Source organism: Streptomyces cylindrosporus (assembly GCF_022698165.1).
Classification (GTDB): domain Bacteria; phylum Actinomycetota; class Actinomycetes; order Streptomycetales; family Streptomycetaceae; genus Streptomyces; species Streptomyces cylindrosporus.
This window is the reverse complement of record NZ_JALDAY010000012.1, coordinates 214372-226205: the sequence shown is the minus strand read 5'-3', so window position 1 is coordinate 226205 and position 11834 is coordinate 214372. Positions and strand designations below refer to the sequence as shown.

The window sequence follows — 11834 nt, the reverse complement described above, 5'->3', positions numbered from 1 at the left end:
GTGTGGTGACTGCGGCCGGTCACTGATACGTCTGTGACGAGTCGAGGGGGACTCGTGCGCGGACGGAAGGAACCGACACAACACGCGGTGACCTGCGTGTGGGGGGATGACTCATGACGTCGACGCCGACGGGCGCCCGGCAGAACTTCGACCCGTCAGAAACCACCCAGCTCAGGGTGCCTTCGCACCGGAACAGCACGACGGGCCAGTTCCGCCGTATCAAGAAGACACTGCCGAGATACGACTACGAGCACTACAGCAGGCTGGCAGGCCCCCTCACTCAGCCGGATCCGAACAAACCGTACAAGGTGCAGTACCGCTCGCTGCTCTCGCAGGAGCCGCACCGCCTGCGCGCCGCCCTGATGCTGGGCGCCGCGCCCCTGCTGTCGCTCATTCTGCTCGCATGGCTGCTCCAGCCGGAGCATTGGACCGAACGTGACTACCCGGCGTTCGATTTCCTGCCGGCGCTGGACGTCGTGATGCTGGTCTCGATCGGTCTTATCGAGTTCTTCCGCTGTATGAACGTGCTGTCGAACGCGCACGCGACCCTGGTCGCCCGCGACCCGGTGCCGGTGGTGCCGGAGACCGGCACGAGAGTCGCCTTCATCACCACGTACGTCCCCGGCAAGGAACCCCTGGAGATGGTCACGAAGACCCTGGAGGCCGCCGTACGGCTGCGGCACCGGGGCCTTCTGCACGTCTGGCTCCTGGACGAGGGCGACGACGACGAGGTCAAGGCGGTCTGCGCACGGCTCGGCGTGCACCACTTCTCCCGCAAGGGCGTCGAGCAGTGGAACCGCAAGAAGGGCCCGTTCCGCGCGAAGACCAAGCACGGCAACTACAACTCCTGGCTCCAGGCGCACGGCGACGAGTACGACTTCTTCGCCTCCGTCGACACCGACCACGTGCCGCTGCCCAACTACCTGGAGCGGATGCTCGGCTTCTTCCGCGACCCGGACGTCGGCTTCGTCATCGGCCCGCAGGTGTACGGCAACTACGACAACCCCATCACCAAGGCCGCGGAGTCGCAGCAGTTCCTGTTCCACGCCCTCATCCAGCGGGCCGGAAACTTCTACGGCGCGCCCATGTTCGTGGGTACGTCGAACGCCGTACGCATCAAGGCGCTCAAGCAGATCGGCGGCCTGTACGACTCGATCACCGAGGACATGGCCACCGGCTTCGAGATCCACCGGCACCGCAACCCCGCGACGGGGAAGAAGTGGCGCTCGGTGTACACGCCGGACGTGCTCGCGGTGGGCGAGGGCCCGGGTGCCTGGACGGACTTCTTCACGCAGCAGCTGCGGTGGTCCCGGGGGACGTACGAGACGATCCTGAAGCAGTACTGGAAGGGCTGGTTCTCGCTGCCTCCGGGCAAGCTCTTCAACTACACGATGATGATCATCTTCTATCCGATGTCGGCCCTCAACTGGATCCTGGCGGCGCTGAGTTGTGCGCTGTTCCTGGGCCTGGGCGCCTCGGGTGTGAACATCGACCCGACCGTGTGGCTGATGCTGTACGGCAACGCCTCGGCGCTGCAGATCGGCCTCTACATCTGGAACCGCCGGCACAACGTCTCGCCGCACGAGCCCGAGGGCTCCGGCGGTGTGGCGGGCATGGTGATGTCGGCGCTGTCGGCGCCGATCTACGCCCGCTCGCTGATGGACGCGGTGCTGCGCCGCAAGAGCAAGTTCGTGGTGACGCCCAAGGGCGACTCGGCCAGCCCGGACACCCTGTTCGGGACCTTCCGGATCCACCTGTTCTTCATCTTCGTCTTCGGTGCCTCGATCTCCGCCGGGTTCGCCTACGGGCACTCGCATCCGGCGATGATCATCTGGGCCTCCTTCGCCCTGCTGATCACCGCGTCGCCGATCTTCGCCTGGCAGTACTCGCTGCGGAAGGCGAGGAAGCAGCCGCCCGAGCCGGTCGAGTACGAACCGGCGAGCGCGCCGGCGCCCGCGAGCGCCTACCCGCCGCACCAGGTGCCCGCGCAGCACGCGCCGCACAGCACCGGGCACAAGCCCACCTGGGCCGCCTCCGACGGGGCGTCGGGCGAGGGCAATGACCAGACGATGCAGATCGCTCTTGGTGGATTTGGGGGACGTAAGGAATGAACGACCGTGCAGGCCGCCGCCGGGCCCGTCGACTCGCGATCGGCACGGCGGTGGTGCTCGCGCTGGCCGGGATGAACGGGCCGTGGCTGTACCGCTTCGGGACCGAGAAGTACCACCAGTACCAGATCAACAGACCCGAGTACAAAGCGGACAACGGCCACTGGCAGATCGTGGAGTTCCCCAAGGAGTACCGCCAGGACACCATCCACGCGGCGCTCCTGCGTACCGGCAAGGTGCTGCTCATCGCCGGCTCGGGCAACAACCAGGACAACTTCAACGCGAAGAAGTTCGACACCCGGATCTGGGACCCGGTCAAGGGCACGATCAAGAAGGTCCCGACGCCCAAGGACCTGTTCTGCACCGGGCACACCCAGCTCGCCAACGGCAATCTGCTGATCGCGGGCGGGACCAAGCGGTACGAGAAGCTGAAGGGTGACGTCACCAAGGCCGGCGGCCTGATGGTGGTGCACAACGAGAACCCGGACAAGCCGATCACCCTGCCCGCGGGCACGAAGTTCACCGGCAAGGAGAACGGCAAGACCTTCGTGTCGAAGGACCCGGTGCTCGTGCCGCGCGCGAAGAAGGTCTTCGACCCGAAGACCGGCAAGTTCCTGCGCAACGATCCCGGTCTCGGCCGTATCTACGTCGAGGCGAAGCAGAGCGGCACCAAGTACGAGACCGGTACCCAGGACAACTACCGGATCCAGGGGCTGACCGGCACCGACGCGCGCAACACGTACGGCATCGCGCAGAAGCTCGCGCTCGACAAGAAGGACTTCCAGGGGATCCGGGACGCCTTCGAGTTCGACCCGGTCGCCGAGAAGTACATCAAGGTCGACCCGATGAACGAGGCCCGCTGGTACCCGACGCTCACCACGCTGTCGGACGGCAAGATCCTCAGCGTCTCCGGGCTCGACGACATCGGGCAGCTGGTGCCGGGCAAGAACGAGATCTTCGACCCGGCGACGAAGAAGTGGACGTACACCAAGAAGATCCGGCAGTTCCCGACCTACCCGGCGCTGTTCCTCATGCAGAACGGCAAGATCTTCTACTCGGGGTCGAACGCGGGGTACGGGCCGGACAACGTCGGGCGTGAGCCGGGCATCTGGGACGTCGACAGCAACCAGTTCACGAAGCTGCCGGGGCTGAGCGACGCGGACGAGATGGAGACCTCCGGGACCGTGCTGCTGCCTCCGGCGCAGGACGAGAAGTTCATGGTGATCGGCGGGGGCGGGGTCGGTGAGTCGAAGAAGTCCAGCAACAAGACGCGGCTGATCGACCTGAAGGACGCCAACCCGAAGTTCACGGACGGGCCGACGCTGGAGAAGGGGACGCGGTATCCGCAGTCCTCGATCCTGCCGGACGACTCGGTGCTGGTGTCGGGCGGCTCGGAGGACTATCGCGGGCGCAGCGACTCCAACATCCTTCAGGCCCGGCTGTATCACCCGGACACGAACACCTTCGACCGGGTCGCGGATCCGCTGGTGGGCCGCAACTACCACTCCGGGTCGATCCTGCTGCCCGACGGGCGCGTGATGTTCTTCGGGTCGGACTCCCTCTACGGGGACAAGGCGAACACCAAGCCCGGCAAGTTCGAGCAGCGGATCGAGATCTACACGCCGCCGTATCTCTACCGGGACTCGCGGCCGTCGCTGTCGGGCGGGCCGCAGACCATCGCGCGGGGCGGGTCGGGGACGTTCACGTCACCGCAGGCGTCCGCGATCAAGAAGGTGCGGCTGATCCGGCCCAGTGCGTCGACCCATGTGACCGATGTCGATCAGCGGTCGATCGCACTGGACTTCAAGACGTCCGGCAACAAGATCACGGTGACCGTGCCGAAGAACAAGAACCTTGTTCAGTCGGGGTGGTACATGATCTTCGTGGACGACGACCAGGGGACGCCGAGCAAGGCGCAGTGGGTCAAGGTGCCGTAGCCGTCGGCTACTTGCTGGCCTTGGCAAGGGCGAGTGCGTAACTCGCCCACCACTGGCCCGCCTTGGGCCCGCCCTTGCACGTCCCGTCCGACTCCCCCGGCCGCTTGACCCACAGGTACGCGTCCACCAGCGGGTCCGCCGTCTTCGTCGTCGGGGTTTCGCCCAGGGCGCGGCCGGGCGGGTTGCACCAGCGTTCGTCCTCGGCGCCCGCCGTGTAGGGGCCGTTGCCGTTGCGGCTGGTGTCGATGACGAAGTGCTTGCCCCCGACCTTGGCCGAGAGCTCCTTGCCGTAGGCGATGGAGTCCTCGGTCGAGTAGAAGTTGGAGACGTTGACCGCGAAGCCGTCGGCTTGGTCGATGCCCGCCCACTGGAGCGGCTGGAAGATCTGGTCGGGGTGGCCCCAGCCCGCGTTGCCCGCGTCCAGGTACACCTTCGTGTTCTTCAGGGACTTCAGCTTGGTGATGGCGCCCTTGAGGAGGTCGTAGCGCTCCTCGTGGAACTCCTCCGGCGTGCAGCCGTCCACCAGGTGCAGTACGGCGTCCGGTTCGAGGACGATCGTCGCGGACCGGTCGCCGATGCCCGCGGCCACCCCGTCGATCCACTTCCGGTACGCGTCGCCGTCCGCCGCGCCACCCTGCGAGTACTGCCCGCAGTCGCGGTGCGGGATGTTGTAGAGGACGAGCAGGGCGGTGCGGCCGGCCTTGTCGGCGGCCTCGGTGAAGCCCTGCGCCTCCTGCTGCGGGTTCTCCGGCCCGATCCACTCGCCGGTCGGCTGCTCGGCGATCTTGCGGATCTGCTCGGCTTCACTGTCCTTGCCGGACTTGGCGTACGCGGCCACCTGGCGGGCCGCGTTGCCGTCCGGGTTGACCCAGAACGGGTCGCTGCTCCTTGGCTGTTGGGTGATCTTCGCGCCGGCGTCCTTGTCGCCGTCGCCCCCCGAGGAACACCCCGCGATCAGCAGTGCCGCCCCCAGCACCGCCGTGGAAGCGCGCATTCCGGCCCCCCTGCTGCCGTACATCCAACTCCCCCTTGGGTGCACTGGTCCAGGTCTCAATCCTGACATACGCCCCGTGGCGGCCACGAGATCGCCCGAGCCTTGTCGGAGAGCTGTTACAGCACGGACCGTATGGGTAGGCGCGCGCCAGGGACGCGGCGGGCGGCAGGGGGAAGGGATGTGCGCGCATGCACCACACCACCCGGGAACTCCGGCTGGCGACCGCGCTGGTGGAGGCGGCCGACACGCTGCACGACGACTTCGACAGCGCGGACTACGTACGGCGCCTCGCGGACCGGTGCGTGGAGCTGCTGACGGCGCGGGCGGCCGGCGTGATGCTGGTCGACGGCGGCCGGGAGGTGTCGCTGGTGGGGTGCAGCGAGCAGGAGCACATGGCGCTCGACCTGCTGCGGTCCCAGCACTCCGGCGGGCCCTGTCTGGAGAGTTACGGCTCGGGCCGGCCCGTCCCGCCGGTCGCGGTCGACACGGCCCGAGCGGCCTCGCGGTGGCCGGAGTTCACCGAGCGGGCGCTGCGGCACGACATCGTCGCCACCTACGCGGTGCCGCTGCGCTGCCGCGAGCAGCTGCTCGGCGCGGTCAACGTGTTCACGCCCGTCCCGCTCGACGGCTCCCCCGACGGTGCGACGGAGCTGCTGCTGGCCCAGCTGCTGGCCGACTGCGCGGCGCACGGACTGCGCAACAACATGCTCTACGACCGGTGCCGCACCGTCAGCGGGCAGCTGCGCCAGGCGCTGTCCAGCAGGATCCGCGTCGAGCAGGCCAAGGGCATGCTCGCCGAGCGCTGGCAGGTCCACCCCGACCGGGCCTTCACCGCGCTGCGCCGGTACGCACGGCGCCGGCAGCAGCCGCTGGACGAGGTCGCGCGGGCCGTCCTTTCGGGGACGGCGAACGACTCGGAGCTGCTGCGGGACGTGCCGGGAACCTCCGGCGGACCGGCCGGTGGACCGTCGTAGCGGCCTCAATCACCTGGGCATATGACAGAGAGCCACCGTATCGGAACCTGGCGTCAAACACCCCCTAGGCTCTGGCGCTCATCCGTTCTACAGTCGTCTCAGACGGCCCCAGCCCCCGGCCGGCGGTTCGATCACTCGGGCTCCCACACCTCCCGCGCCGGTCGCCGGGTTACTCCCGCAGCCCGTGCACGCGCGGTCGAGGACCAGCCCGGTCGGCGGCCTCGGGGGGAGCGGGCCGTCGACCGGGCTAGGGTCTGTCCGGCGGATCAGGCCGGCTGCAAGAAACGGTGCTTCCTGGCCAAGCCGAGCGGGGTCTGGTGCGTGCAGTTGCAAGGCGGAGGAGGGAGTCGACGCGGTGGGGGCACCTCCCGGCCGAAGGCTGGGGGACGTCGGCGACCGACGACAACGCCGCTGGGGGTACCCCCTCTGGGGGAGCGCGTGCCAGACCCCGCGACGCCGGCCTGATCCGCCGGACAGGCCCTAGGTGCCGGGACCTGGCTAGAGACCTGTTCCCGTGAGGTACGCCGACACGATCACGTTGGCCGTGTAGCCGCGGCTCGCTCGGTCGAAGGTGCCGCCGCAGGTGATGAGCCTCAACTCGGCGCGCCCGGACCGATGTTGGCCGTACGCCTGCCGGGCGTCGAAGCGGTCGCGGCTCAGCACCTGTACGTCGTCGACGGTGAACTCGGCGACCCTGCCGTCATCGCGGACGACGCGGACGGTCTCGCCGGGTCTGAGGGCGCTGAGCTTGTAGAAGACGGCGGGCCGGGTCTCGGTGTCGACGTGCCCCACCATCAGGGCGGTCCCGGCGGCGCCGGGTTTCGCCCCGGCCGCGTACCACCCGACGACGCCCGCCTGGTCGAAGGGCGGCGGATCGATGGCCCCCTGCCGGTCCAGCCCCCGCGCGACGACCGGCGCCTGCACGCCGAGGTCGGGAATGTCCACGCGCTGCGGCAGCGCGTCCCCCAACGGCCGCGCCGCGGGCGGCAGTTCGGCCTCGGGCGGCCGGCCGACGGCGGCCATGTCGCCGGTGGCGGGCGCGGATATCCCCTGCCGCACATCGGTCACCTGCCGCCCCCACAGCCACAGCCCGAGCAGCAGCAGGGCCCAGGCGACGCCCATGACGAGACGACCTGAGGCGGAGGAACGCTCGCGGGTGGGCGGGTCTTCGGGGGTCATCGGATCTCCTCGTCACAGGAGCGGGGCGAGCACCCGACCGGTGGGCCGGCGAGTGGGCCGGCGGGTGCCATCCGGTCGCCGGGGCGGAGTGCGCCCGTGTGATCGGCCGTGCGGTCACCCATGCCCCGCTCACTCCGCCCTGCGGCTCCGGCTCCGGCGCCCGCTCAGCAGGGCCACCGCGGCAGCGGCGACGGCCGCGAGGATCACGCCGGTGATCGCGTGGGCGGTGCCGGGGCTGTCCGCGCGGGCGTCCACCGAGGCGAGGTGGGCCGTGCCGCCGCCGCCCGCGTGGACCGGGGCGACGGGAGAGGCGGGCGTGGAGGGCTGCGTCCCCTCGGCCACGACCGTGATCCGGCCCTTGATCTCGAAGTCGGCGCAGCTGATCTTCACGTCGTAGGAGCCGGGGTCCGCCGTGGAGCGCACCCGGGTCTCCCCGGCGAGCGCGCCGTCGGCGCCCGCGAGCCGCGCGTCCGCGACGAAGGCGGCCGAGACCGCGGTGGCCGTCTTGCCGGAGCAGCCGGTCACCCGCAGCGCGACGTCGGCGCCGGCGGCCGGGGACGACGGGGTCACCGAGACACCGCCTCCGCCGCCACCGCCGTCGGCCGCGGACGCGTGCGCCGCCGGGAGGACGGCGGCCGTGGCGGCCAGGAGTCCGGTACAGAGAGTGAGGCGAAGTGAGCCCATCGTGAAACCTCCAGATACCTGGAGGCTCCCCCCGCGTCCGGCCCGGCGCATCCTCTGCGGGGTCTCACTGCTCCGTACGGGTTCAGAAAGGTTTCGCGCCCGTCCCGACCAGTCAGACCAGGTCGACGAGATCCGCGATGGAGTCGACGACGTGCGAGGGCCGGTACGGGAAGTCCTCGATCTGCTCCGACCGGGTCAGCCCGGTCAGCACCAGGAAGGTCTGCATCCCGGCCTCCATCCCGGCCAGCACGTCGGTATCCATGCGGTCGCCGATCATCGCGCTGGTCTCGGAGTGCGCGCCGATCGCGTTCAGCCCGGTCCGCATCATCAGCGGGTTCGGCTTGCCCGCGAAGTACGGCTGCTTGCCGGTCGCCTTGGTGATCAGCGCCGCCACCGCCCCGGTCGCCGGCAGCGGACCCTCGGTGGAGGGCCCGGTCTCGTCCGGGTTGGTGCAGATGAAACGGGCGCCGCCCTCGATCAGCCGTACCGCCTTGGTCATGGCCTCGAAGGAGTAGGTGCGGGTCTCGCCGAGGACGACGTAGTCGGGCTCGTGGTCGGTGAGGATGTACCCGATGTCGTGCAGCGCGGTGGTCAGGCCGGCCTCGCCGATGACATAGGCGCTGCCGCCCGGCCGCTGGTCGTCCAGGAACTGGGCGGTGGCCAGGGCCGAGGTCCAGATGGACTCGACCGGCACGTCCAGTCCCATGCGCTGCAGCCGGGCGTGCAGGTCGCGCGGGGTGTAGATGGAGTTGTTGGTGAGGACGAGGAAGGGCTTGCCGGACTCGCGCAGCTTCTTCAGGAACGCGTCGGCGCCGGGGATCGGTACGCCCTCGTGGATGAGCACACCGTCCATGTCGGTGAGCCACGACTCGATGGGCCTGCGGTCTGCCATGTGCGAGATCTCCTGCCGTACGCGGTGCTGCGTGGGCTCCAGCCTAACGATCAGCTGTCGGTCGCAGACTTCCAGTTCTCAACGTAACTCTGAAGGTTCTTGTCGATCTCGGTCCAGTCCGGTTCAAAGACTGACACGCCCGTCATCAGCCTGGTCAGCGCGACGGCGTTGGCGTCGGTGGCCTCGACGTCCTTGCGGACGCTGAATCCGCCGCCGACCGAGCTGACCTGCTCCTGGGCGGTGCGGGAGAGCAGGTAGTCGAGGAGCTTGCGGCCGTTCGCGGAGTGCGGCGCGTCGTCGACGAGCCCGGCGGCGTACGGCAGCGCGAAGGTCGTCGGCTTCCCGCCCGCCTTCGCCGGGAACCAGATGCCGAGGTTGGGCATGGTCTTGGACTGGGCGTAGTTCATCTGGACGTCACCGTTGGCGACGAGCAGCTCGCCCTTGTCGACCTTGGGCGCGAGCTTGCCGGTGGAGGCGGAGGGGCCGACGTTGTTGGCCTGGAGCCTGCCGAGGTAGTCGAGGGCGGCCCGCTCGCCGCCGAAGTCGTGGATCGCCTTGACCAGTACGGCGGTTCCGTCGCCGGCGACGCCGGGCGTGGAGTACTGGAGCCTGTTCTTGTACTTGGCGTCCAGCAGCTCGTCCCAGGTGGTGGGCGCCTGCTTCAGCTCCTTCTTGTCGTAGACGAACCCGAAGTAGTTGTCGACGACGGAGATCCACTTTCCGTCGGCGGCCTTGTCCGCGCCGCTGACCTGGTCGGCCCCGGCGGGCACGTACTTCGCCAACAGCCCCTTGCTGTCGGCCTGTTGGATGAACGGCGGCAGCGTGACGAGCACATCGGCCTGCGGGTTGCTCCTCTCCCGCAGGGCCCGCTGCACCATCTCGCCGGAGCCGCCCTCGACGTAGTCGACCTTGATCCCGGTCTGCTTCTGGAAGTCCTTGAAGACCTGGTCGTACCAGCCGTCGCCGTTCTCGCCCTTGAGCCCGTCGGCGCTGTAGACGGTGACGGACCTGGCGTCGGAGGCGGCGGAGGTGCCGGAGCAGGCGGTGAGGGGGGTGGCGAGGAGGGCGACGGCCAGGTCGAGGGCGTCCAGGACGACGTTCCCGTCGTAGGCGACGGTCACCGAGTCGAAGCGGATGCCGCTACCGCTGCCGCTCATCCGAGCGCTCCCGGCAACTGTCCGACCCCGTCCAGCACCTGCCCCGCCCCGGCCGCCCGCAGCGCCTCCGCGCCGTGCGCGCCGGTCAGGACGCCCGCGACCACACCGGCCCCCGCCCGCACCCCGCTGAGCATGTCGTACGAGGTGTCCCCCACGACCGCGACCTGGCGGACGTCGTCCGCGGCGGCCGTACGGAGGAAGGCCGTGAGGACCATGTCCGGGTACGGGCGCCCCCGGCCGCCGGCGTCGGCGGGGCACAGCGTCAGAGGTACGAGGTCCTGCCAGCCGAGCGCGGCGAGGATCGCGTCCTGGGTGGGACGGGCGAAGCCGGTGGTCAACACGACCGTGCGGCCATGGGAGTTGAGCTCCTCGATGGCCTCGCGGGCACCCGGCAGGGCCTCGACCCTGCCGTCGTCGACGAGTTCGGCGTACGCCGCCTCGAAGGCCTTGTTGGCCTCCTGGGCCTTCGTCTCCTCGCCGAACAGGTGCCGGAAGACGGAGATCTTGGACTCGCCCATGGTGGCGCGGACGTGGTCGATCATCCCGTCGGGATCCGCGCCCAGGTGCCGGGCCGCCGCCGCGAAGGCCTCCTCGACGAGGCCGCCGTCGGCGACGGTGGTGCCGGCCATGTCGAGCACGACCAGCCTGATGTCTCGGTTCGTGTGTGCCATGTCTGCTGTCACCAGCCCAACTGCTGTGCGGTCTGTTCGGCGATGGCGGGCGAGCAGGTCATCCCGCGCCCGCCCGGTCCGGTGACCAGCCACACCCCGTCGGCCACCTGCTGCCGGTGCACGACCCGGGTGGGGTCGGTGCACTGCGCGTACACGCCCGCCCAGCGGCGCCGGATTCTCGGCAGCGGGCGGCCGAGCAGGGACTCGACGACCTCGGTGAGGTGGTCGTAGGGGTCTTCGAGGGTGTCGAAGGCGAAGGGGTGCTCGTACTCGTGGGTGTCGCCGATGGTCAGTCCGCCGTCGGCGCGCTGCACCATGAGCAGCTGCATGCGGTGCGCCGCGGCCGTCTCGCCCTGCGGCTGGCGGGAGTTGAGCTCGTCCAGGGCCGGGGAGGCGTACGCCGGGTAGTACCGGAAGCTGTCCGCGTCCGCGACCGAGGTGGTGAGGGGTTCGCCCAGCGGGTCGGTCTGCATCATCTGCAGCCGGACCCGGCGGACGGGCAGATCCGGCCCGGCCAGCTCACGGACGAGCCCGCCGAGCCAGGCGCCGGTGCACAGCAGGACGGCATCGGCGCCGTGCACGTCCCCGTGGTCGTCGCGGACGGCACCCGCGCCGACCACCTCGCGCACCTCGCGTCCCGGCAGGAAGCTGTAGTTCGGCGACTTCAAGAGCTCGGCGCGCAGGGCGAGTTGGGCGGTACGGGGCTCGACCGCCGCGTCCCGCTCGCAGTACAGGGCGGCGTCGAACCCGCCGCGCAGGGCCGGGTTGACGGCTCGGGCCTCGCCGGGCGTGAGCAGCTTGTGGCCGCGGGCGGCCGCGTCGTCCCGGGCCACGGCGGCCTCGGCGACGGCGAGTTCGAGGGGGCCGCGGACGGGGGTGAGGGAGCCGTTGGCGCGGAACCCGAGGCCCGGGACGCGCCGGCCGAGCTCCTCCCACAACTCCCTTGCCCGCAGGGCGGTTTCGAGCTCCTCGCCGCTCGCGCGCCCGCTCACCCAGATCTGCCCGAAGTTGCGCAGCGAGGCACCGCGGGCCTCGGCCTCGCGCTCGATCTGCACGACCTCGTGGCCGCGTTCCACTGCATGCCAGGCGTGCATGGTGCCCACCACGCCTGCTCCGACGACTGTCACTTTCACGGCGGTCACGCTCCTCGCGCAGGGGGAACCGGAGAGGTCCGGCCGACAACGAGAGCCTGAACGAGCCATCACGTTTGGGCTAGACCCGTTATCTATCCGTGATAA

Annotated in this window: 10 protein-coding genes; 3 read left to right on the top strand and 7 right to left on the bottom strand. The window is 69.8% G+C overall.

Annotated elements, in window-relative coordinates:
* Positions 1 to 113 precede the first annotated feature (113 nt).
* Together MQP27_RS36085 and glxA are read left to right on the top strand one after the other, a co-directional pair.
* Entirely contained in the window at positions 114 to 2111 is a 1998-nt protein-coding gene (locus MQP27_RS36085; RefSeq protein WP_242773170.1) for a glycosyltransferase family 2 protein, read from the top strand.
* Complete coding sequence (gene glxA / locus MQP27_RS36080) at positions 2108 to 4045, top strand: radical copper oxidase GlxA (protein WP_242773169.1); 1938 nt, start codon at positions 2108 to 2110, stop codon at positions 4043 to 4045. Before MQP27_RS36085 ends, glxA begins: the two co-directional genes overlap by 4 nt.
* Positions 4046 to 4052: 7 nt before the next feature.
* On the opposite strand, the gene MQP27_RS36075 is transcribed toward glxA, so the two are convergent.
* Positions 4053 to 5063, bottom strand: coding sequence for a glycoside hydrolase family 6 protein (locus MQP27_RS36075; RefSeq protein ID WP_242773168.1), 1011 nt, complete (start codon positions 5061 to 5063; stop codon positions 4053 to 4055).
* A 164-nt stretch (positions 5064 to 5227) separates the two neighbouring features.
* On the opposite strand from MQP27_RS36075, the gene MQP27_RS36070 reads away from it, so the two are divergent.
* Complete coding sequence (locus MQP27_RS36070; protein WP_242773167.1) at positions 5228 to 6013, top strand: GAF and ANTAR domain-containing protein; 786 nt, start codon at positions 5228 to 5230, stop codon at positions 6011 to 6013.
* A 498-nt stretch (positions 6014 to 6511) separates the two neighbouring features.
* Here MQP27_RS36070 and MQP27_RS36065 read toward each other — a convergent pair whose 3' ends face one another.
* The 6 genes from MQP27_RS36065 to MQP27_RS36040 all read right to left on the bottom strand — a co-directional run bounded on the left by MQP27_RS36065 (position 6512) and on the right by MQP27_RS36040 (position 11729).
* Complete coding sequence (locus MQP27_RS36065) at positions 6512 to 7192, bottom strand: class F sortase (protein ID WP_242773166.1); 681 nt, start codon at positions 7190 to 7192, stop codon at positions 6512 to 6514.
* Positions 7193 to 7321: 129 nt separating this feature from the next.
* Positions 7322 to 7876: a hypothetical protein gene (locus MQP27_RS36060; RefSeq protein ID WP_242773164.1), complete on the bottom strand. Its 555-nt coding sequence runs from the start codon at positions 7874 to 7876 to the stop codon at positions 7322 to 7324.
* A 112-nt stretch (positions 7877 to 7988) separates the two neighbouring features.
* Positions 7989 to 8768, bottom strand: a complete 780-nt coding sequence (locus tag MQP27_RS36055) for an HAD-IIA family hydrolase (RefSeq protein ID WP_242773162.1) — start codon at positions 8766 to 8768, stop codon at positions 7989 to 7991.
* Between the two features lie 50 nt (positions 8769 to 8818).
* The gene (locus tag MQP27_RS36050; protein ID WP_242773159.1) at positions 8819 to 9925 is read right to left on the bottom strand and encodes a 2-aminoethylphosphonate ABC transporter substrate-binding protein; all 1107 of its coding nucleotides are present in this window, start codon (positions 9923 to 9925) and stop codon (positions 8819 to 8821) included.
* Positions 9922 to 10596 carry a phosphonatase-like hydrolase gene (locus MQP27_RS36045; protein ID WP_242773158.1) on the bottom strand — a complete coding sequence of 225 codons (675 nt, stop codon included), beginning with the start codon at positions 10594 to 10596 and terminating at the stop codon, positions 9922 to 9924. The genes MQP27_RS36050 and MQP27_RS36045 overlap by 4 nt, the downstream gene beginning before the upstream one ends.
* An 8-nt stretch (positions 10597 to 10604) precedes the next feature.
* The gene (locus MQP27_RS36040) at positions 10605 to 11729 is read right to left on the bottom strand and encodes a TIGR03364 family FAD-dependent oxidoreductase (protein ID WP_308290052.1); all 1125 of its coding nucleotides are present in this window, start codon (positions 11727 to 11729) and stop codon (positions 10605 to 10607) included.
* Positions 11730 to 11834 lie beyond the last annotated feature (105 nt).